Origin of the sequence: Streptomyces sp. NPDC101227 (assembly GCF_044767545.1) — a bacterium.
Taxonomy (GTDB): Bacteria; Actinomycetota; Actinomycetes; order Streptomycetales; family Streptomycetaceae; genus Streptomyces.
Genome location: NZ_JBIWOD010000005.1, coordinates 458,599 through 477,576, shown reverse-complemented (window position 1 = coordinate 477,576; position 18,978 = coordinate 458,599). Strand labels below are relative to the sequence as shown.

Sequence of the window (18,978 nt, the reverse complement as noted above, 5' to 3'; positions counted from 1 at the left end):
GAGTCCCGCGAGGGGATGGGGAGCGGCATGCTCACGTGGGCCGTGGACGTTTTGCTGGGTGTCGCGCTCGCGGCGCTTGAGGTGGCGGCCCTGGTCGCCTTCTGGTTCTGGGGCAGCGTCAAGATATGGGCCGCCGAGGGAAAGCCCGTACCGGGCGCGGCGGTACGGCTCTGGCTGGTGCTGACGGCGGGACCTGCCGGCCTGGCGTTGGCCGCCGTTGCCGCCTTCCGGGCCGGTCTGCCGGTGACCGGCGTATCGCAGTCGCTGGTCGCCGCCGCGCTCTGCGGGGTGTTGCTGCTGGGACTCGGGACGGAGTTCTGCCGCTGGGTCGCCCGACGCCGACGCCTCGGGCGTCGCGGTGACGAGCGTCAGCCTCGCCGCGCCGGGCGCGGTGCGAGCTAACCCTCGGATCGATCACCGTGCCCAGCCGCCACACTGGCCGCATGAGCAGCCAACCCACCACACTGATCACCGGCGCGACCCAGGGCATGGGCCGTGGCCTCGCCCTGGAGCTGGCCGCGCGCGGCGGCACCGTCCTGCTGCACGGCCGCAACCAGGCACGCCTCGACGCCGTCGCGGCCGAGGTACGGGCCGCCGCCCCGAACGCCACCGTCCGCACCTACCTCGCCGACCTGGCCGACCTCGACCAGGTGCACGCGATGGTCGCGGAGATCCGCGCGGCCGAGCCCCGGCTCGACGGGCTGATCAACAACGCCGTCGCGGGCGGCGGCGCCGAGCCGCTCCAGCGCGAGCTGAGCCGGCAGGGGCACGAACTCCGCTTCGCGGTGAACCTCCTCGCCCCGTACGCCCTCACCCGCGATCTGCTGCCGCTGCTCATCGCCTCGGCGCCCGCCCGCGTCGTCAATGTCGCCTCGATAGGGCAGGAAGCCATCGACTTCGACAACGTCATGCTGGAGCGGGACTACGAGGGCCTGCGCGCCTACTGCCGCAGCAAACTCGCCCTGATCATGGCGACGTTCGAGCTGGCCGCCGAGCTCGACGGCACCGGCGTCACGGTCAACACGCTGCACCCGGCACATCTGATGGACACCGACGGGGTGCGCGAGTACGGACTGACACCGGTGACCGGCATCGACGAGGGCGTACGGCCGACCGTTCGCCTGCTCACCGACCCGGACCTGGCGACCACCACGGGCCGCTACTTCGACCGATTCACCGACGCGCGGGCCCACGAGCAGGCCTACGACGCCCACGCCCGCGCCCGCCTGATGAAGCTGACCCGCGCCCTCGTGGGGTAGGGAAAGAGCAGCGGCGAGGGGCCCGCCGGTCCTACGTCTTCGCGCCCCCACCGGGCGTCGAGTCTGCCTCCGCGTCGTCGATGAGCGCCTGCACGCCGTCGAGGATGCGCTCCAGGCCGAAGTCGAGCGGGTCGACCGGCGGCGGCGCGAAGGCGCCCTGCGCGATGGCCCTGGTCAGGGCGGGGAAGCTGTCGGCGTGACGGTCGAGCAGTTCGCCGGTGAGGCGGTTCCACTCCCGGTTGTGCTCCTCGTCGAAGTCGGCCCGCTGCTGGGCGAGGTTGCGCACCAGCCCGACGATCAGGAGGAAGACCTGGTGGCGCTGGGCGGCCGTCAGGGCGGTCGGTTCCATGGCGGCGAGCGCGGCGTCCAGCCAGGCGAGCTGGCCCGGCCCCATGACCTGGCGGCGCATCGCGGTGGCCGCGAGCAGCCAGGGGTGGGCCCGGTAGACGGCCCATGACCGGCGGGCCCATTCCTCCAGCCGGGGCCGCCAGCCGGGGCCCGCGGCCGTGAGGTCGGGGCGCTCCGAGCTGACGGCCTCGACCATCAGCTCGACGAGTTCGGCCTTGCCGGGCACATAGCGGTAAAGGGCCATCGCCGAGACGCCGAACTCGGCGGCGACCTTGTTCATCGAGACGGCGTCCAGCCCCTCGGCGTCGGCAAGGGCCACGGCGGCCTCGGCGATGCGGCGCGGGGTGAGGCTGGGCTTGGGGCCGCGGGTGGGCTGGTCCTGCTCGCCCCACAGCAGCGCCACGCTCGTGCGCAGGTCGCGCGCTTTCTCCTTGGCCATGACGGTCCTCACTGTCGGTGCTGCGGCGCGGGGTGGTTGACGCGTTGACACCCCCACCAACTGTATATACCTTAAACGTCACCGCTTACGTCATAAACAGTTTAGGGGGAACACTCACTCATGCTCGGCATCCTCGCCCTCGCCTCCGCCACCGTCCTCGCCGCGCCCCCGGCCGGCCTGCTGGGCTACCGGCAGCTCAAGCGCGCCGCCCACGCCAAGAAGCTCCGCATCACCACCCCGAACGGCATCGACGAGGCCGGCCTCGTCCGTATCGGCGGCATCGACCAGTGGATCTCGATCCGCGGCGAGGACCTCCGCAACCCGGTGATCCTCGAGATCCACGGCGGCCCCGGCGCCTCCAACCTCGTCTTCACCCCGCGCACCCGCGCCTGGGAGCGGCACTTCACCCTCGTGCGCTGGGACCTGCGCGGCGCGGCCAAGACCTTCGGCCGCACCGGCCCGGACGGACAGGGCGAGATGAGTCTGGAGCGGCTCCGGCGCGACGCCCTCGAGGTCACCGAGCACCTCCGCGCCCGGCTCGGCGTCGAGAAGGTCCTGCTGGTCGCCAACTCCCTGGGTTCCGTCCTCGGGCTGCGCCTGGCCCGCAGCCACCCCGAGCTGTACTCCGCCTACGTCGGCACCGACCAGAACGTCAACGCCGGCGGCCGCGAGCGCGCGGCGTACCACGCGCTGGTGGACCGGCTGCGGACGGCGGGCAAGCGCAAGGAGCTCGCCGCCGTCACCGCGCTGGGTCCCGACAAGTCGGCCTGGAGCACCGAGCAGTGGACCACGTACAACAAGCTCCTCGTCACCTCCGACCCGCTGACCTACGACACCATGAAGACCGTGGTGATCCGCTCGCTGTGGTTCTCCCCGCTGCACACCCTCCGCGAGCTGCACACCTACCTGAAGGGCATGACCTACTCCGAGCGCATCGCGCCCGAGTGCGTGACGATCGACGAATGGGCCGAGGGCACCGCGTTCCGCATCCCGTTCTTCGTCTTCCAGGGCGAGCGCGATGTCCTCACCCCGCCCGAGGGGGCCCGGCGGTTCTTCGACGACGTCACCGCCCCGGTCAAGGAGTTCGCGCTCATCGAGGACGCGAGCCACTTCGCGTCCTTCCGCCGCCCCGACCGGTTCCTCGACCTGATGCTCACCAAGGTGCGCCCGGCGGTCACCGGCGAGCCGGCCGCCCGCTGACTTCCACGCCCGGCCGTACGGGGCGCGGCGAGGGCCGCCCAGGGCGTCCGCCCCTCTGGCCGAATCCTGGAGGCCGGGCTTCCGCTGTGCCCCTATCGTCGGGGGCGAGGAGGTACCCATGTCCCCGGACCCGCCGCCGTCCCACCCCCCGCCGGTGCACGTGGCCGTCATCTACTACTCCTCGACCGGCACCGTCGCGGAGCTCGCCCGGGTGATCGCGGACACCGCCGAGCACGAGGGGGCGGGGGTGGAGCTGCGCCGGGCCGCCGAGCTGGCGCCACAGGTGGCCATCGACGCCAATCCGGCGTGGGCGGCGAACGCCAGGGCGACGGCCGACATCCTGGAGGCCAGGCCCGAGGACATCCTCTGGGCGGACGCGGTGATCCTCGGTACGCCCACCCGCTTCGGCAATGTGTCCTCGCAGCTCAAGCAGTTCCTGGACACCCTGGGCGGCCACTGGCAGCAGGGCCATCTGGCCGACAAGGTCTACAGCGGGTTCACCGCGTCCGCGACCAAGCACGGCGGCCAGGAATCGACCCTCCTCGCGCTCTACCAGACCATCCACCACTTCGGCGGCATCCTCGTCACCCCCGGATACACCGACGCCGCGAAGTTCACCGACGGCAATCCGTACGGCACCTCGCACGTCGGCGGCCCGGACGTCCCGGTCGACGACGAGGCCCGTACCGCCGCGCGCATCCAGGCGAGGCGCGTCGTGAAATTCACCCGGGCGATCAAGTCCGGCCTGTCGCAGGCCAGTTGACCCCTAGCTCACGGACGGACGGACGGCGGACCATGACCCTCCACAAAGGCGCAACCGAAAGCGACCGGCGGACCGCCGGCCACTCGGTCAACCCCTTCTACGGCGAGGCCGATCCGGTCTCGGGCATGACCGCCTCGCCCCCGCGGCACACGCTGCCCGACGGCCCGGTCCCCCCGCACACCGCCTACCAGTTCGTCCACGACGAGCTGATGCTGGACGGCAATTCCCGGCTCAACCTCGCGACCTTCGTCACGACCTGGATGGAGCCGCAGGCCGGCATCCTGATGGCCGACTGCCGCGACAAGAACATGATCGACAAGGACGAGTACCCGCGCACCGCCGAGCTGGAGCGACGGTGCGTGGCCATGCTCGCCGACCTGTGGCACGCGCCCGACCCGTCCTCCACCGTCGGCTGCTCCACCACCGGGTCGAGCGAGGCCTGCATGCTGGCCGGGATGGCCCTGAAGCGGCGCTGGATGCAGCGCAACCAGGACCGCTATCCGGGTCAGGCCCGGCCCAACCTCATCATGGGCGCCAACGTCCAGGTCTGCTGGGAGAAGTTCTGCAACTTCTGGGAGGTCGAGGCGCGCCAGGTCCCGATGGAAGGCGACCGCTTCCACCTCGACGCGGAGACCGCCGTCGAACTCTGCGACGAGAACACCATCGGCGTCGTCGCCATCCTCGGCTCGACCTTCGACGGGTCCTACGAGCCGGTGGCCGACATCTGCGCCGCCCTCGACGAGCTCCAGGAACGCACGGGCTGGAACATCCCGGTGCACGTCGACGGCGCGTCCGGCGCCATGATCGCGCCGTTCCTCGACCCGGCCCTGAAGTGGGACTTCCGGCTGCCACGGGTCGCCTCGATCAACACCTCCGGGCACAAGTACGGCCTGGTCTACCCCGGCGTCGGCTGGGCGCTGTGGCGCGACGCCGAAGCCCTGCCCGAGGAGCTGGTCTTCCGCGTCAACTACCTGGGCGGCGACATGCCGACCTTCGCCCTGAACTTCTCCCGCCCCGGCGCCCAGGTCGCCGCCCAGTACTACACGTTCCTGCGGCTGGGCCGGGAGGGCTACCGCGCCGTACAGCAGGCGACGCGCGATGTGGCCCGCTCGATGGCCGAACGGATCGATGCGCTGGGCGACTTCCGCCTCCTCACCCGCGGCGACGAACTGCCCGTCTTCGCCTTCACCACGGCCGACGACATCAAGGCCTTCGACGTCTTCGACGTCTCCCGGCGCATGAAGGAACGCGGCTGGCTGCTCCCCGCCTACACCTTCCCCCCGAACCGCGAGGACCTCTCCGTCCTGCGCGTCGTCTGCCGCAACGGCTTCTCCCAGGACCTCGCCGACCTCTTCCTCTCCGACCTGGAACAGCTCCTGCCCGAACTCCGGCAGCAGCCCGGCCCGCTGCAACGGCCGGAAGGCGTGGCGACGGCGTTCCACCACTGACCGCCTTCCGTCCGGCATGAGTCGGACAGCGGGCGACGGGCGACGACCGGCGGGCGCGAAGCAACCAATCGGGCGCTACCCACCTCTTTCCGGGAAACCGGATCAAGGGGGCAGCGTCGTGGGCTGGTTGCGCATCACGGTTGCCGCGACATGCGGCGCGATGGCGGTGTGCGGCACCGGTGCGCCGGGCGTTGCGGCGGCCGACGACGGCAGCCACGCCAAGAAGAAGCCGCAGCTGATGTTCCAGAGCACCGGCGAGCGGCCCGGCCAGCTCGTCGACCTCGAGGTGACCGGCGTCAGAACCCGGCACGAGAAGATCGTCGTGAGCTCCCCGGCCTTCTCCCACCCCCTCCGGCTCGCCTACCACCAGGACCCGATGATGGAGTCCGCCTGGGGCCTCAGCTACCGCGCGCGGGCCGCGATCGCGATGAAGACCGGACCCGGCGCCTACCCGCTCACGGTCGAGATCGCCGGACGCGTCACGGAGCGGGGCACGGTCCACGTGGTGGCCGCGCCCCGGCCGTCGTTCGAGGTGACCGGCGATCTGGACGGGCAGCGCCCCGGCGCGCCGGTCGGCCTGTCCTACGACGATCTGTACCCGGGGGAGACCGGCACGTCCTTCACGGTGCGCTCGAAGGCATTCAAGGCGCCCGTCCCGCTCAAGCATGACGAGAACGGCGGCTACTGGCACCTGCCGCGGATGTTCGAGGCGGCGCCGGACGTGCGGCCGGACGCCAAGGACGGTACGTACAAGGTGGTGCTGACCGGCCCGAAGGGGCAGGTGATCGACGAGGGCCGGCTCAAGGTACGGGCCTCCCGCCCCGGCGACTACGACTACACAGGCAAGGGGCGCGGCCCCGAGTTCTACCGGAAGCGCGGCGACATCGAGGTATCCGGCCGCCACTTCCGCGTCAAGGCCGGCGGCCGGATGCAGGTGGTGTGGCGGGACGGTTCGCCCGACCCGGGTGAGGAGGAGCGACTGACCGCGACCTCCCCGGCGTTCGAGGGGCCGGTACGGCTGAAGCGGGACGACAGCAAAGCCGGCGACGGCGACGACCCGCGTTTCTACGGTTCGGCCCGGATCCGGTCCGACCTGGACGGCGGCAGCTATCCCGTGACGGTCGTCAGCCACCACGGGCGGGTCAAGCGCAGCAACGGCATCGTCGTGACGGCGGCACCCGGACACCACGCCGACAAGCCGGGGCAGGACGACGCCGGCAGCGGGGGCATCCCGCCCATGGCGGTCATCGGCGCCGGCGCCGGGACGCTGGCGATGGGCGCGGCCGTCATCATGCTGCGCCGCGCCCGCCGGGCGCGGGCCGACGACTCCCGCTGACGCCGCCGGCCCCGCGTTCCCTACGGCCTATGCGCCGGAACCTTCCCGGCGCCGCCGCACGACGAAAACCGCCCCGGCACCCGCGAGGACCGCTGCGCCACCGATGGCGGCGACGGTCGGCAGCGCGTCGGAGGAACCGGTCGCGGCGAGCTTGCCGTCGACCGGGGTCTCGGAGCCGAGCGCGCCGGGCTTGTTCCCCGCGGCGCCCGCGGTGCCCGCGGCGCCCGTGTGGCCCGCGGCGCCCTTGCGGCCGGCCGTTCCGGGCTTGCCCGGCGTCCCCGCCTGCCCGTGCGTGCCCGCCTTCCCCGGCTTGACCTTGGCATCCGTCACCTTGCCGGGCTTGCTGCCGGCGGCCAGGACGTGGAAGTCGAACCGGCTGATCTCGTCAAAGCCGCACTGGCCGTCCTCGCCGTACGAATGGCCGGTGGTGAAGAAGTAGCCGGAGCCCGCCTTGGCCTTCTTGCCGATCTTGATCCGCATCTTGGCGTCCGCGTACCGGCCCGGCTCGATGTTCTTGAGGGTGGCGAACTCGTGGTTGTCGAAGACCCCGGCGCCGCCTCCCTCGATGGGCTTCCACTTGCCGGTGGCCGGGTTGAACCAGTCGACCGTGACGACCAGCTCGGAGACGTCATTGATCTTCGGGTCCGCGGTGCCGAGATCGAGGTCGACGTCGATCTCCATCACCTTGACCTTGGACACGTTGCGCACGCGATAGGTGAACTCGTGCCAGCCCGATCCCGCGACGATCTTGCCCGGGAGGCCGCGCAGCCCCGTCTTGCCGCGGTCCTCGTCGGGGATGCCGGAACAGAAGGTCGGGCGGGTGTACGCGGGGGACGGCTCACCGCTCGGCACGGCCGACTCGGCGGCGCTCGGCTCGGCGGACGCGGACGCGGACGGCTTGGCCGTGGCGGCCGGCTCCTCCCCCGTCGCATGGGCGGCGGTCGCCGCGAGCAGTGCCACGGGCCCCATGACGGCGGTGACCACTGCGGTCGCCAGAGTGCGGTGAAGCTTCATCGAGACCTTCTTCGGGAGTCAAAGCGGCCGCCGCGATGCCCTCCGCGATACGGCTGTACGCGTACATGACCCGCGATTTCCCTCGAAGGTTGCACGCCGGACAGCCGCCCCCCGCGTGATCGTCCTCACAGCGGATTCACAGCGGGTTCCCGGTGGCCGCACGGTGGGCTCACAGCGGGTCCGGGGACCGGCTCAGCGGCCGTCCCCGGGATGCACGTCCCCCGTCGCGTACGGGTTCTTCTGCCCCTCCGCCAACACCCCCACGAACGGCTCCCCCTCCCCCGCGAAGACATACGCCCCGCCCTCGATCCGCTCGATCAGCCCACGGGTCCAGGCCGCGCCGCTGTCCGCGGAGCACACCCACATGTTCATGATCTCGCCGATGTGGCCCAGCTGACCGGGCCCTCCCTCGGGCGTGTAGTACTCGGTGACCGTGCTCCGCCACTCCTCCAGGCCGCGCACCCGCTCCTTGAGCAGCGTCACCGCCTCGGCCCGGGGCAGATCCAGCAGAAAACCGATGCCGGCGCTCAGCACATCGGCCTTCTGGTCGTGCCGCGAGAGCGCCGCGCGCAGCAGCGTGAAGAACTCCGCCTCGCCCGCCTCAGTCAGCTCGTATTCGGTACGGGGCGGGCCGCCGGCGGTGCTGGGCGCGACGTCATGGGCGAGCAGCAGCCCTTGCTTCGCCATCTGCTTGAGCGCGTGATAGATCGAGCCCGGCTTGGCGTTGGACCACTCGTGGGCGCCCCAGTACTCCAGGTCGTTGCGCACCTGATAGCCGTGCGCCCGCCCGTGCTGCCGCACGGCGCCCAACACCAGCAGCCGGATCGCCGACATCGTCTCCTCAATCCCTCACAGCCGTCCTGCCCACAGACTAGACGGCCCCGACCATCGACGGACTGAGCTATTCCACTTTGATCAGACGCACCTCGTCCGGCCGTTCACCCCGGCCTGACGAGACCGGGGCACGAGGGCGGCCGAGAAGTGGCACGTACGGCGGATGGCACCTAACTCCCCACAGCGACAAGGGAGTTGACGGGGGCGAAGCGCGCACCCATATCCCCCGCCTGCCATCCCACTCCCCCGGCCGGCCGTTACCCCTCCCGCGCCGTCTGCTCCTCGTCCACCAGCGCGAAGGCCGTCTTGCCGTCGAGGGACTCGCGGACGATGTCGGCGTGACCGGCGTGCCGGGCGGCCTCCTCGATCAGATGCAGCACGAGCCAGCGCATCGACTGCCGGGCGTTCGGCGGGAACCAGGGCGCCTCCGGCAGCGGGAAGGTGTCGTTCAGGCTCGGCACGGAGCGGATGAACTTCTCCGTGTCCCGCGCGACGTCGTCCCAGAACGCCAGCAGGCCGGCCAGCGTCTCGTCGCCCTCCCGCTCGAAACTCAGGTGATAGGTCTCCGGGCTCCGGGGGTGCGGGCGCCCCTGGGCCATCGCGACCCAGCCCTGCTCGACCTCCGCGACATGCTTGACCAGCCCGAACAGCGACAGCTCACTGGCGCTCGGCCGCTGGGTCGCCTGCTCATCGCCGACCCCCAGGACCGCCCGCCGCAGTCCGCCGCGCTGCGCCTCCAGAAAGCCCAGCAGTGCGCCGCGCTCGTCACCGTCGGCCTCGGCAGGAACGTAAGTGGGCATGAAGCCGCCTTTCGTGGCGTCCACCGGCGGGTGGCCTCCTGCCGCCCGCCTTCCGACACCCCACACACTAGGGAGCGTCTAGGACGGTTCACGTCCTAGACGCTCAAAAGCCGGACTCAGAACGGGAATTGCGACCGGCCGTGCTGAATGGAGATCCACTTCGTCGTCGTGAACGCCTCCACCATCGCGTCGCCGTTCAGCCGCCCCACCCCGGAACTCTTCTCGCCGCCGAACGGCACGATCGGCTCGTCGTGCACCGTGCCGTCGTTGATGTGGATCATCCCGGTGTCGATGCGCTTGGCGAACCGCACCCCGCGCTCGATGTCCGCGGTGTGCACGGCGCCGCTGAGCCCGTACGGCGTGGCGTTGGTGAGCCGTACGGCCTCGTCGTCACCGTCGAAGGGAATCAGCAGGACGACCGGGCCGAAGATCTCCTGGGTGAGGAGCGGGGAGTCCTCGGGCAGACCGCTGAGCACGCTCGGTCCCACCAGCGTGCCCCGGGTCTCACCGTGAACGAGCGCGGCGGCGCCGTCGGCGACCGCCCGGTCCACCAGGGCGGCGATGGCCTCGGCCTGGCCCTCGTTGATCAGCGGCCCGATGTGGGTCCCCGGATCCGTCGGGTCGCCCACCTTCAGGGACGCGACCTTGGCGACGAACTTCTCGGTGAACTCCCGCTCCACGGCGCGGTCCACCAGCACGCGGTTGGCGGCCATGCAGACCTGGCCCTGGTGAACGAAGCGGCTGAAGACGGCGGCGTCCACGGCGTAGTCGATATCGGCGTCGTCCAGGACGACCAGCGCGCTGTTGCCACCCAGTTCCAGGATCGAGTGCTTGAAGTTGGCGGCGGCGACCGTCGCGACATGGCGGCCGACCTTCTCCGAGCCGGTGAAGGAGATGGTCTTGGGCACCGGGTGCTCGATCAGCGCGTCCCCGATCTCCGCGATGTCGGTGACCACGACATTCAGCAGCCCGGCCGGCAGCCCGGCCTCCTCGAAGATCCTCGCGACCAGCCCGCCGCCGCAGATCGGGGTGTTCTGGTGCGGCTTGAGGACAACGGCGTTCCCCAGCGCGAGGGCCGGCGCGACGGACTTGATCGACAGGAGGAACGGGAAGTTGAAGGGCGAGATGACACCCACGACACCGACCGGAAGCCGGTAGAGACGGTTCTCCTTGCCGTCAATGGGCGAGGGCAGAATCCGGCCCTCGGCGCGCAGCGCCAGCTGCATCGCCTCGCGCAGGAATTCCCGTACGAGATGCAGCTCGAAGCCCACCTTGGCCAGGGTCCCGCCGACCTCCGCGGCGATCGCCGCGCCCAGCTCTTCCTCGCGGTCGTCGATGATCCGCAGCGCCCGCTCGAAGACCAGCCGCCGGGTGTAGGGATTGGTCGTGCCCCATTCCCGCTGGGCGCGCTCGGCGGCGCGATACGCCTGATCGACTTCCTCGACCGTGGCGACGGTTATGGAGGACAGCTTTTCGCCGTTGTAGGGATTGAAATCGACGATGTCCCAAGAGCCGCTGCCCGAGCGCCACTCGCCGTCGATGAACTGATACGCCAACTCGTCGAAGTAGGACATGCCATCCCGATCTGGAGAACAGGGCGCTCAGGGCGCCGCATTGTGGGGTGCTGACTCCTGATGGTTTTTCATCCTACTCACGCGTCACATGAGTTGGAGTAGACCACGCAACAGGTCGCGGGTCTCGGCCGGATTCGGCCCGTCTCCCTGGAGGCGGTCCATCGCCCGCGCGTACTGCGCCACTTCCTCCGGCTTGTCCACGTACAGCGCGCTGGTCAGCTGTTCCAGATAGACGACGTCCGGCAGACCCGACTCCGGGAATCCGAGCATGGTGAACGCGCCGCTCTCCGCCGCATGCCCGCCGAAGCTGAACGGCATGACCTGGAGGTGCACATTCGGCCGCTCGGACAGATCGATCAGATGCCGCAACTGGTCCCGCATGACCGCGCGGTCACCGTACGGGCGACGCAGCGCCGCCTCGTCCAGCACACAGTGGAATTCCGCCGGCTGCTCGGCCACCAGCAGCTTCTGCCGCTCCAGCCGCAGCGCGACGCGCCGTTCTATCTCGGCGGTGCCGGCGCCGGGCATGCCGCTCTTGACGACCGCATGCGCATACCCCTCCGTCTGCAACAGCCCATGTACGAACTGGACTTCGTAGTTGCGAATGACGGACGTCGAACCCTCCAGGCCGACATATGTCTGGAACCAGCCGGGCAGCACATCGGTGTAACTGTGCCACCAGCCCGTCGCATTGGCCTCCCGGGCGAGGGAGAGCAGCGCATCGCGCTCCTGCTCGTCCCCGACCCCGTACAGCGAGAGCAGATCCTCCACATCCCGCGCCTTGAAGCTCACCCGCCCCAATTCCATGCGACTGATCTTGGATTCCGACGCACGGATCGAGTAGCCGGCCGCCTCACGGGTTATGCCGCGCGATTCACGAAGCCTGCGGAGCTGCGCCCCCAGCAGGATGCGCCGCACCACCGACCCGCTCGACTCACCTTCGGACACCTCTCAGACCCTCCTGTGACCCCACCCCGTCCAATGGTGCGCCGCAGTCTGCCACGTTCGCGCTTCGTTGAGTGCTCGTGCGGTTACTGATATGTGACTTCCCCGCAAGGCCTCCACACCGCGTCGGAGAAAAAATCGGCCCGATACCGCCCGGTTCTACGCAATTACCGCGCGTGCACGTGCATCTGCCCTTGCATCTGTCGTGACCATTGGGAACGATAGGCGTCGCACGCATGCTCGCTCGTGAAAGATCCGCCAGATCCGGCTGACCGGCCAGGATCATGACGTCCGCGAACGCCAGGAGTGCCTCGCATGGGGACCAGGGTTTTGACCATGCTCGAGCCGTTATGGCAGGGCCTTCCTCCCGTCGACCCCTTGTCCGTCTCCGGATCCGTGTCCTGCACGCTCCCGCCGCGGTACGAATCGGTCGGCGGTGCACGGAAGTTCACTCGCGACACCCTCCAGGACTGGGATCTGGACGAACTCTTCGACGGGGTCGCCCTGGTCGTCTCCGAGCTCGTCACCAACGCCCTGCGGCATGCGATCCTCGCCACGGAGCCACTCGCCCCGGAGGCCCGGGTCCCGGAGCCCCGCATGCCGGAGGCCGGCGGCGGCGCCGCGCCCGCCCGGCTGCACCTGATGCGCTGGTCCTCCCGGCTCATCTGTGCCGTACGCGACCCCAGCGACGCGTCACCGGTCGCCGGAGAGGCCGACTCGGCCGCGGAATCGGGGCGCGGGCTCTACCTGGTGGAATCCTTCAGCGACAGCTGGGGCTGGCACCGGCTCACCGGCGCGATGCACGGCAAGATCGTGTGGGCCCAGTTCCGGCTGCCGTAGCGCCGGAACCGGAACGGGAGAACTCGAGAGACCGGCGAGAGCGGAGAACCGCACCCCGGTGCACGCATGCAAGGCCCTGCCCGGCGGCCCCTGAAGGCGCCCAGCCCGGACGGGGCCTTTGTCGTGCGCGCCTATTCGCTGACGAGGTGGTCGAATTCCCCGTCCTTGACGCCGAGCAGCATCGCCGCGATCTCGGCCGGCGTGTAGATGAGCGCCGGGCCGTCCGGGAAGCGGGAGTTGCGTACCGCGATCTCACCGCCGGGAAGCTTCGCGAATTCCACGCAGGAACCCTGGGAATTGCTGTGCCGGCTCTTCTGCCAGGCCACATCGCGGAGATCCGTTGCGGCCATGCCGTTGTATGCGTGGGGCACAGGGCTCTCCCAGTGAGAAAGGGCGTCAACTGCCGGGGATCATAGCTGTGTTCACATGCAGATGCATGCGCAGATGCACGTGCACGACAGCGCGTGCCGCCCCGGTCACAGCTCGTCGAGCGCCTTCCCCGAACCCTCCGTCACAATCGACCGGCGGCCGTTCCGCATGACGCGGTGGCACGTCCCGTTCCCACTCGGCAATGCCCTCGACCGGCCGCGGAGAGCGTTCCGCGGCGGGCGCGGGGCGTGCGGCGAAGTCCGCGATCGGCCGCCCTCGCCCACGCCCCCGGCAACTCCCCGTGCCCACGTGGCGGACCCGTTGGTCAGCCCCTCCCGCACGACACGGAAGCCGCGCGACGCCGCCCGGGCCAGGTCACCGGGAGGCGTACGGCAGCAGCGCCATCTCCCGGGCGTTCTTGATCGCGCGGGCCAGCCGGCGCTGCTGCTGCGCGGTGACCCGGGTGACCCGGCGGCTGCGGATCTTGCCGCGGTCGGAGAGGAACTTCCGCAGCAGATCGGTGTCCTTGTAGTCGATGTAGGTGATGCCCGCCGCGTCCAGCGGATTGGGGCGGGGCGTGGTCTTGCGGCGGGGGTCGGGCCGACGGGGCATGGGGGATTCCTTCATGGGTGCTGCGGGATTCACGGGTAGTGGGCGAGGGCTTCACGGGCAGCCGGGGCTACACGGGCAGCCGGGGCTTCACCGGCTCTGCGGACCGCCCGGGCGGTGCGGGCGCGTCACAGCTCCCGCGGGACCGGATCCGTACGGAACTACGGCCGGTTTCGGTTTCCGGCCCGCCCTACGAGACCGGGTCGAGCAGCTCGTCGAAGGCGGCCGGCAGGCTCTTCCAGGCCGGCGGACCGCCCGCGTACTCGGCGTCGGTCAGCAGGCAGGATTCCAGCAGGGACGTCAGCCCCTCGCGGTCCAGTCCGGGCGAGGTGAAGACCAGATGCTGGGCGCGGTCGCCGTTCTCGGGGTGCCAGTCCAGCGCGGCGGCGGCCCGGCGCACCGGCGGCACCATCTCCCAGGCCGCGTCCGGGAGCGAGGCCAGCCACGGCCCGGCGTTCTCCAGGCACAGCGCGCCGCCCGCCGCGTCCCAGGACAGCAGGCTGTCCGGCCGGTCGGCCAGCCAGAACCGGCCCCGGCTGCGCGCCGCCGCACAGGTCAGGTCCTCCAGCGCGGCGTAGAGCCGCCCGGGGTGGAACGGCCGGGTGTGCTGCCATACGAGCGTGCCGACGCCCTGCGCGTCGGCCTCCTGCGGCAGCAGCGCACAGGCCGGGTGCTGCCGCGCGGCGGCCGCCTCCACATCGAATCCGGCCATCGCAACGGCCGCCAACTCTCCTGACTCGACGGCCACTTGGCGCACCGTGGGATGCAGCTGCGCCAGCAGGGCGAGGTCCACGGGCTCGGCCGGCTCCTCCCCCTCGGCGATCGCCAGCACCGGCGCGTACTCCAGCTGCCGCGCCCAGGTGTCGGCTACGGTGCGCCGGTCGGAGGCGGCGGCCGCGAGCCCCGCCTCGGCGAGGTCGTCGCCGCACCCCAGGTACGGGAGCAGCAGCGCCGGGTCGACGGCCGTGATCACCCCCGTCAGCGCGAGGTTCTCGCTGCCGCAGGCGGTGACCACCTCGGCCATCGCCTTCGGCTCGACCGAGTCCCACAGCTCCACGATCGCCAGCCGGCAGGTCCCGCCCCCGGCCAGCCGCTCCAGCTCGGGCACCAGGTCCTCGCGCAGCGCGCAGCAGGCGCAGTCGTTGACCAGCGGCGCCTCGCCGGTGCCGAGCGTGCCGCCGGCGTCGCGGACGGTGCGGCGGACGGTGCCGTCCGCCGCCGAGGCGAGGTCGTGGTGGAGGGCGACGCTGCCGGGCACGGCGCGCAGCAGGCGCTCGACGGCGGCCCGCCGCGCGTCCGAGTGCAGGCCGCCCACCAGCACGACGTTGAGCGGTTCCATCAGCGGGCCCCGCGCTTGCCGGTGACGCCGTAGCGGCGCTCGAACCGCTCCACGCGGCCCGCGGTGTCCAGGACCTTGGCGGTGCCCGTGTAGAAGGGGTGGCTCGCCGAGGAGATCTCGACGTCGATGACGGGGTAGGTGTTCCCGTCCTCCCACACGACCGTCTTGTCACTGGTCGCCGTCGAGCTCGTCAGAAAGGCGTAGTCGGCGGCCCGGTCGCGGAAGACGACGGGCCCGTAGGCGGGGTGGATTCCAGGCTTCATGGCGGTCCTCAGCGCTCCTCTCGGAAGGTCACGTGACGCCCGGCGACCGGGTCGTACTTGCGCAGCTCCAGCCGGTCGGGGTCGTTACGGCGGTTCTTGCGGGTGACGTAGGTGTAGCCGGTGCCGGCGGTGGAGCGGAGCTTGACGACCGGGCGTAGTTCGTTGCGGGCCATGCCAGGTAGTATACGTAAATGGTTTCCATTTTCAATAAGGCCCCAGCGGGGGCCCCGACCACCGGAGGGAACGCACCTTGTCCGCCCACTGCCAGCTGACCGGCCGCAAGCCCGGCTTCGGCAACTCCATCTCCCACTCACACCGCCGCACCTCGCGCCGCTTCGACCCCAACATCCAGCGCAAGCGCTACTGGCTGGAGAGCGAGGGCCGGCACATCCGGCTCACGCTCAGCGCACGGGCCGTCAAGACCGTCGACACGATCGGGATCGAAGCGGCCGTCGCCCGGATCCGCGCCCGGGGGGAGAAGGTCTGATGGCCAAGCAGAGCAAGATCGCCAAGAACGAGAAGCGACGCGCCACGGTCGCCCGCTACGCCGCCCGGCGGGCCCTCCTCAAGGCCCTCATCCGCAATCCGCGGACGCCCCAGGAGGAGCGCCTCGCCGCCCGGCGCGAGCTCTCCCGCCAGCCGCGGGACGCCAGCGCCACCCGGGTCCGTAACCGCGACAGCGTCGACGGCCGCCCGCGCGGCTACTTCCGCGCCTTCGGGCTCTCTCGCGTACGCCTGCGGGAACAGGCTCACCAGGGCTACCTGCCGGGCGTGCGCAAGTCCAGCTGGTAGCCGCGACCGGCCGTCCGGACCCAGGTGCGCACCCTGGACCGGGCGGCCGGGCCGTTCGGGTCATACTGGGCAGACCGCCCCAGGCACCCCCGACGAAAGCGAGCGCCGCATGCTCCGCAACGCCTTCGAGCCCTGGCACCTCTTCCTGATCATCGCGGCCCTCGTGCTGCTCTTCGGCTCGAAGAAGCTACCCGACATGGCGCGCGGCCTCGGCCGGTCGATGCGCATCCTCAAGTCCGAGGCCAAGGCCCTCAAGGACGAGCGCCCGGCCGAAACGCCCCGCCCGGAATCCGCCCCCGGCCACTGACGGACCGCGGGCGCCGACCGCGCGCCCGGCCATGACCCATCGGACACGACCTAGTGGTCCCCGCCCTCGTCGATCAGCCGCCGCACCTCGCGGTCGACCAGCCCCAGCCGGGCCTCGGCCACCAGCGGCACCGCGCGCCGCTGCCGGCGCGCCTCGGAGGGATCGATTTCGACGGTGACCAGCCCGGGCTCCCATCTGGGCGCCTGCGCCACCACCGTCCCCCGAGGATCCACCACCCGCGAACCGCCCCAGAACGTGGCGCCGTGCTCGTTCCCCACCCGGTTCACGAACACCACCCAGCACTGCAGCATCTTGGCCGTATAGGCGAGCAGGGTGTCCCAGTACGCGATGGTGTCCATCGCCTCCGGATCCAGACTCGCCGCGCTGTTGGTCGGCACGAACAGCACCTCGGCGCCGTCCTGCACCGCCAGCCACGGCAGCACCGGCTGCCACGCGTCATTGCACACCAGGGTGGCGCCCCGCCCACCGCTCGGCGACTTCGTCAGGTCGTACGCACGCATCGACTGCCCCGGGCTGACATGCTTGCGCTCCTCCCACGCAAGGTAATTGGGCAGGTAGAGCTTGCGGTGCGCATGCACCAGCGCACCGTCCGCGTAGTACGCCGAGGTGTTGTACGCCCGCAGGCTGGTGTGTTCATGCAGGCCGACCAGCACATCGGGCCCGAGAATGCTCAGCTCCAGCAGCCGGGAATCGCGCGCTTCGATGGAGGTATCGCGCTTGAGCACACCCAAGTGGTAGCCGTGCAGGCTCAGTTCGGGAAAGACGACGAGATCGGCGCCCTGGTCCGCCGCCTGCTTGATCTGCTCCTGGGCGATGTCGAGATTCTCCGGCACCTCACCCAGCACGCAGTCCGTCTGCGCCAGTGCGATACGCATGGCCCACACCTCACCGATCAGTCGGCTTTGCGGCTTGCCGTTGCGGCTTGCCTTCGTTGCGGCTTTGCCTTCTTCGCCTTCACGGCCTGCCTTTGCGGCTTCCCATTGCGGATGCTATTTACGCCCTTTATGTAATTTTGCCAGCTTCGGGCCGTACGGGCTCCCGGATCACCCACCGCACCCGAACCGCACCCCAAGGCCACGTCGAACCCCCGGGCGGAAGGGTCTCCACCAACGGGCGAAAGAACGATCCTTCCCGTGCCGGACACGGGTTTCCTCCGTTGATCCACACGACCCGTCGTACGACCGCCGGGCGGCTTCCAGCCGCAGTCCGCCCGGCGACGCGGAGACGACGGCGCGCGGCCGAGTCGTCCGGCGCTGCCGGCGACCGCCTGGCCGGGCGGCCCAGGCCGAGCGGCCCGCCGGACCCGCTCGGCCGGCCGCCGAACCCCGGCGGCGCCGCGTGACCGTCAGTGGTTGCGGTGCCGGTCACCGCTCGCCACCGTCTGCGGCGCGGCCGCCTCGGAGATCCCGACCGGCGCCGACGCCACGGCGGCGCCCGCCCTCATCCTCTTCATCGCGCAATTACCCTTCGGGAGCAGGAACTCCCGATACGGGAGCCCTCTTCGACCAACCCGCCAAACGGGCGCGAGTTCCGCACCATCACCCGAACAGATGGAATTGCTCCGGCCCATAAGGCGTCACCCCGTCACCCGGGCCCCCGGATTCATTGCGATGGCGGCTCGCCCATCTGCCGCAGCAGATCTTGCAGACCGTCAAAACCCTTCGCAGGGTGACGCTGAGACCCGCGCACCGCTCGGCTCCTGCGCACACCACGGGAAAGGAACCCGCCATGCGTATCTCCCGAAAGGCCGGTCTGCTCATCTCCGCCGCCGCGTGCGGAGCCCTCGCCCTGGGTGCCGCGGGAGAGGCCATCGCATCCATGGGCGACGCCCCGCACCGTTCCGACGTCGCCCGCGCGCACCGGGCTCCGCTGCCGAACACCGATGCCCTCAAGGACCAGGTCAAAAACCTGGACGATATCGCCGGAGTGCTCAAGCCGGTGACCGACCTGATCAATGACGTCCTGGCGGCCGCCGACGGCGGAAAGCTGCCCGCGGATCTCCTCAGCACCCACACCACGGCCATCAGGAATGCCATCAGCGCCGCCCAGCAGGCCTCCGCCGCAACTCCCTCGACGCCGTCCGTCTCACAGCCCGACAACGGTTCGCGATCCGGCACCGGAAAGACGGCCGCCGATCTGCGGGCCGAGTCCCTGACCGGGCTCCAGACAAAGGCCGATGCCCTGCTCAACGCGATTTCGGCGGGCGACCCGGCCACCATCACCAGTGCGGCGGCGAACAGCGTCACCGCACTGGTGAACGTCATCGCCAGCATTACCCTCGGCGGGCTGCCGGCCCCCGATCTCCCGGGCCTGCCCACACTGCCCAGACTCCCCGGTGGAATTACCTGACCCCGGAAACATCATCGGGCCCGGGGGGGGGGGGCGGGGCGCGGGGGCGGGGTGTGGGGGGGGGAGTTAGGATTAATGGGGGGGGGGGCCCTAGCCCCGCCCCCCCCCCAAACACACAAAGCGGGGGGA

General features: G+C 70.7%; 23 protein-coding genes. 11 read left to right on the top strand and 12 right to left on the bottom strand.

The features are described 5' to 3' along the window. The first annotated feature begins 27 nt into the window (after window positions 1-27). Together ACIRPT_RS14585 and ACIRPT_RS14580 are read left to right on the top strand one after the other, a co-directional pair. Window positions 28-402, top strand: a complete 375-nt coding sequence (locus ACIRPT_RS14585) for a DUF6234 family protein (protein WP_403826908.1) — start codon at window positions 28-30, stop codon at window positions 400-402. Between the two features lie 41 nt (window positions 403-443). Further along, window positions 444-1,259, top strand: a complete 816-nt coding sequence (locus ACIRPT_RS14580) for an SDR family NAD(P)-dependent oxidoreductase (protein WP_403826906.1) — start codon at window positions 444-446, stop codon at window positions 1,257-1,259. Between the two features lie 31 nt (window positions 1,260-1,290). On the opposite strand, the gene ACIRPT_RS14575 is transcribed toward ACIRPT_RS14580, so the two are convergent. Continuing rightward, a complete protein-coding gene (locus tag ACIRPT_RS14575; protein WP_403826903.1) occupies window positions 1,291-2,046 on the bottom strand; it encodes a TetR/AcrR family transcriptional regulator in 756 nt (251 codons plus the stop codon). Between the two features lie 120 nt (window positions 2,047-2,166). On the opposite strand from ACIRPT_RS14575, the gene ACIRPT_RS14570 reads away from it, so the two are divergent. The 4 genes from ACIRPT_RS14570 to ACIRPT_RS14555 all read left to right on the top strand — a co-directional run bounded on the left by ACIRPT_RS14570 (window position 2,167) and on the right by ACIRPT_RS14555 (window position 6,793). Next, window positions 2,167-3,246 (top strand): alpha/beta fold hydrolase, encoded by a 1,080-nt coding sequence (locus ACIRPT_RS14570; protein ID WP_403826900.1) that lies wholly within the window; start codon window positions 2,167-2,169, stop codon window positions 3,244-3,246. 118 nt (window positions 3,247-3,364) lie between these two features. Beyond that, window positions 3,365-4,009 carry an NAD(P)H:quinone oxidoreductase gene (gene wrbA / locus ACIRPT_RS14565; RefSeq protein WP_403826898.1) on the top strand — a complete coding sequence of 215 codons (645 nt, stop codon included), beginning with the start codon at window positions 3,365-3,367 and terminating at the stop codon, window positions 4,007-4,009. Window positions 4,010-4,041: 32 nt separating this feature from the next. Next, the gene (locus ACIRPT_RS14560; RefSeq protein ID WP_403826895.1) at window positions 4,042-5,457 is read left to right on the top strand and encodes a glutamate decarboxylase; all 1,416 of its coding nucleotides are present in this window, start codon (window positions 4,042-4,044) and stop codon (window positions 5,455-5,457) included. A 118-nt stretch (window positions 5,458-5,575) separates the two neighbouring features. Beyond that, entirely contained in the window at window positions 5,576-6,793 is a 1,218-nt protein-coding gene (locus tag ACIRPT_RS14555) for a hypothetical protein (protein ID WP_403826892.1), read from the top strand. A 27-nt stretch (window positions 6,794-6,820) separates the two neighbouring features. Here the strand turns inward: ACIRPT_RS14555 and ACIRPT_RS14550 are convergent, their stop codons facing one another. The 5 genes from ACIRPT_RS14550 to ACIRPT_RS14530 form a co-directional block, all read right to left on the bottom strand. Further along, window positions 6,821-7,807, bottom strand: coding sequence for an LAETG motif-containing sortase-dependent surface protein (locus ACIRPT_RS14550; protein WP_403826889.1), 987 nt, complete (start codon window positions 7,805-7,807; stop codon window positions 6,821-6,823). A gap of 192 nt (window positions 7,808-7,999) precedes the next feature. Further along, window positions 8,000-8,641, bottom strand: coding sequence for a PadR family transcriptional regulator (locus tag ACIRPT_RS14545; RefSeq protein ID WP_403826887.1), 642 nt, complete (start codon window positions 8,639-8,641; stop codon window positions 8,000-8,002). A 257-nt stretch (window positions 8,642-8,898) separates the two neighbouring features. Continuing rightward, window positions 8,899-9,441: a DinB family protein gene (locus ACIRPT_RS14540; RefSeq protein ID WP_403827097.1), complete on the bottom strand. Its 543-nt coding sequence runs from the start codon at window positions 9,439-9,441 to the stop codon at window positions 8,899-8,901. A 116-nt stretch (window positions 9,442-9,557) separates the two neighbouring features. Then, window positions 9,558-11,015: an aldehyde dehydrogenase family protein gene (locus tag ACIRPT_RS14535; RefSeq protein WP_403826884.1), complete on the bottom strand. Its 1,458-nt coding sequence runs from the start codon at window positions 11,013-11,015 to the stop codon at window positions 9,558-9,560. An 84-nt stretch (window positions 11,016-11,099) separates the two neighbouring features. Beyond that, window positions 11,100-11,963: a helix-turn-helix domain-containing protein gene (locus ACIRPT_RS14530; protein ID WP_403826882.1), complete on the bottom strand. Its 864-nt coding sequence runs from the start codon at window positions 11,961-11,963 to the stop codon at window positions 11,100-11,102. 333 nt (window positions 11,964-12,296) lie between these two features. Between ACIRPT_RS14530 and ACIRPT_RS14525 the strand changes: the two genes are divergently transcribed. Continuing rightward, entirely contained in the window at window positions 12,297-12,800 is a 504-nt protein-coding gene (locus ACIRPT_RS14525) for an ATP-binding protein (protein ID WP_403826880.1), read from the top strand. 131 nt (window positions 12,801-12,931) lie between these two features. On the opposite strand, the gene ACIRPT_RS14520 is transcribed toward ACIRPT_RS14525, so the two are convergent. The 5 genes from ACIRPT_RS14520 to rpmG all read right to left on the bottom strand — a co-directional run bounded on the left by ACIRPT_RS14520 (window position 12,932) and on the right by rpmG (window position 15,553). Continuing rightward, window positions 12,932-13,171 (bottom strand): DUF397 domain-containing protein, encoded by a 240-nt coding sequence (locus tag ACIRPT_RS14520; RefSeq protein ID WP_403826877.1) that lies wholly within the window; start codon window positions 13,169-13,171, stop codon window positions 12,932-12,934. Window positions 13,172-13,544: 373 nt separating this feature from the next. After that, complete coding sequence (gene rpsR, locus ACIRPT_RS14515; protein ID WP_403826875.1) at window positions 13,545-13,781, bottom strand: 30S ribosomal protein S18; 237 nt, start codon at window positions 13,779-13,781, stop codon at window positions 13,545-13,547. 187 nt (window positions 13,782-13,968) lie between these two features. Continuing rightward, the gene (locus ACIRPT_RS14510) at window positions 13,969-15,117 is read right to left on the bottom strand and encodes a CobW family GTP-binding protein (protein ID WP_403826872.1); all 1,149 of its coding nucleotides are present in this window, start codon (window positions 15,115-15,117) and stop codon (window positions 13,969-13,971) included. Further along, a complete protein-coding gene (locus ACIRPT_RS14505) occupies window positions 15,117-15,380 on the bottom strand; it encodes a type B 50S ribosomal protein L31 (protein ID WP_403826869.1) in 264 nt (87 codons plus the stop codon). The genes ACIRPT_RS14510 and ACIRPT_RS14505 overlap by 1 nt, the downstream gene beginning before the upstream one ends. 8 nt (window positions 15,381-15,388) lie before the next feature. After that, the gene (gene rpmG / locus ACIRPT_RS14500) at window positions 15,389-15,553 is read right to left on the bottom strand and encodes a 50S ribosomal protein L33 (protein ID WP_052861459.1); all 165 of its coding nucleotides are present in this window, start codon (window positions 15,551-15,553) and stop codon (window positions 15,389-15,391) included. Between the two features lie 77 nt (window positions 15,554-15,630). Here rpmG and rpmB point away from each other — a divergent pair, with 77 nt between their 5' ends. The 3 genes from rpmB (at window position 15,631) to tatA (ending at window position 16,479) form a co-directional block, all read left to right on the top strand. Continuing rightward, complete coding sequence (gene rpmB, locus ACIRPT_RS14495; RefSeq protein ID WP_403826865.1) at window positions 15,631-15,867, top strand: 50S ribosomal protein L28; 237 nt, start codon at window positions 15,631-15,633, stop codon at window positions 15,865-15,867. Next, entirely contained in the window at window positions 15,867-16,172 is a 306-nt protein-coding gene (rpsN, locus tag ACIRPT_RS14490; protein WP_403826862.1) for a 30S ribosomal protein S14, read from the top strand. The genes rpmB and rpsN overlap by 1 nt, the downstream gene beginning before the upstream one ends. A 109-nt stretch (window positions 16,173-16,281) precedes the next feature. Continuing rightward, on the top strand, window positions 16,282-16,479 hold the full coding sequence (gene tatA / locus ACIRPT_RS14485) for a Sec-independent protein translocase subunit TatA (protein WP_403498889.1): 198 nt from the start codon (window positions 16,282-16,284) through the stop codon (window positions 16,477-16,479). Window positions 16,480-16,529: 50 nt separating this feature from the next. On the opposite strand, the gene ACIRPT_RS14480 is transcribed toward tatA, so the two are convergent. Further along, the gene (locus ACIRPT_RS14480; protein WP_403826859.1) at window positions 16,530-17,375 is read right to left on the bottom strand and encodes a nitrilase-related carbon-nitrogen hydrolase; all 846 of its coding nucleotides are present in this window, start codon (window positions 17,373-17,375) and stop codon (window positions 16,530-16,532) included. Between the two features lie 853 nt (window positions 17,376-18,228). On the opposite strand from ACIRPT_RS14480, the gene ACIRPT_RS14475 reads away from it, so the two are divergent. Further along, window positions 18,229-18,849, top strand: coding sequence for a hypothetical protein (locus ACIRPT_RS14475; RefSeq protein WP_403826856.1), 621 nt, complete (start codon window positions 18,229-18,231; stop codon window positions 18,847-18,849). Window positions 18,850-18,978 lie beyond the last annotated feature (129 nt).

What these genes read in the sequence shown, in the direction of transcription:
- ACIRPT_RS14575 (WP_403826903.1), bottom strand. Translation starts at nt 2,046, where the DNA reads ATGGCCAAGGAGAAAGCGCGCGACCTGCGCACGAGCGTGGCGCTGCTG.
- ACIRPT_RS14550 (WP_403826889.1), bottom strand. Translation starts at nt 7,807, where the DNA reads ATGAAGCTTCACCGCACTCTGGCGACCGCAGTGGTCACCGCCGTCATG.
- ACIRPT_RS14570 (WP_403826900.1), top strand. Translation starts at nt 2,167, where the DNA reads ATGCTCGGCATCCTCGCCCTCGCCTCCGCCACCGTCCTCGCCGCGCCC.
- wrbA (WP_403826898.1), top strand. Translation starts at nt 3,365, where the DNA reads ATGTCCCCGGACCCGCCGCCGTCCCACCCCCCGCCGGTGCACGTGGCC.
- ACIRPT_RS14560 (WP_403826895.1), top strand. Translation starts at nt 4,042, where the DNA reads ATGACCCTCCACAAAGGCGCAACCGAAAGCGACCGGCGGACCGCCGGC.
- ACIRPT_RS14545 (WP_403826887.1), bottom strand. Translation starts at nt 8,641, where the DNA reads ATGTCGGCGATCCGGCTGCTGGTGTTGGGCGCCGTGCGGCAGCACGGG.
- ACIRPT_RS14505 (WP_403826869.1), bottom strand. Translation starts at nt 15,380, where the DNA reads ATGAAGCCTGGAATCCACCCCGCCTACGGGCCCGTCGTCTTCCGCGAC.
- rpsN (WP_403826862.1), top strand. Translation starts at nt 15,867, where the DNA reads ATGGCCAAGCAGAGCAAGATCGCCAAGAACGAGAAGCGACGCGCCACG.
- ACIRPT_RS14580 (WP_403826906.1), top strand. Translation starts at nt 444, where the DNA reads ATGAGCAGCCAACCCACCACACTGATCACCGGCGCGACCCAGGGCATG.
- ACIRPT_RS14510 (WP_403826872.1), bottom strand. Translation starts at nt 15,117, where the DNA reads ATGGAACCGCTCAACGTCGTGCTGGTGGGCGGCCTGCACTCGGACGCG.
- ACIRPT_RS14475 (WP_403826856.1), top strand. Translation starts at nt 18,229, where the DNA reads ATGCGTATCTCCCGAAAGGCCGGTCTGCTCATCTCCGCCGCCGCGTGC.
- ACIRPT_RS14540 (WP_403827097.1), bottom strand. Translation starts at nt 9,441, where the DNA reads ATGCCCACTTACGTTCCTGCCGAGGCCGACGGTGACGAGCGCGGCGCA.
- tatA (WP_403498889.1), top strand. Translation starts at nt 16,282, where the DNA reads ATGCTCCGCAACGCCTTCGAGCCCTGGCACCTCTTCCTGATCATCGCG.
- rpmG (WP_052861459.1), bottom strand. Translation starts at nt 15,553, where the DNA reads ATGGCCCGCAACGAACTACGCCCGGTCGTCAAGCTCCGCTCCACCGCC.
- rpsR (WP_403826875.1), bottom strand. Translation starts at nt 13,781, where the DNA reads ATGCCCCGTCGGCCCGACCCCCGCCGCAAGACCACGCCCCGCCCCAAT.
- ACIRPT_RS14585 (WP_403826908.1), top strand. Translation starts at nt 28, where the DNA reads ATGCTCACGTGGGCCGTGGACGTTTTGCTGGGTGTCGCGCTCGCGGCG.
- ACIRPT_RS14525 (WP_403826880.1), top strand. Translation starts at nt 12,297, where the DNA reads ATGCTCGAGCCGTTATGGCAGGGCCTTCCTCCCGTCGACCCCTTGTCC.
- ACIRPT_RS14480 (WP_403826859.1), bottom strand. Translation starts at nt 17,375, where the DNA reads ATGCGTATCGCACTGGCGCAGACGGACTGCGTGCTGGGTGAGGTGCCG.
- ACIRPT_RS14535 (WP_403826884.1), bottom strand. Translation starts at nt 11,015, where the DNA reads ATGTCCTACTTCGACGAGTTGGCGTATCAGTTCATCGACGGCGAGTGG.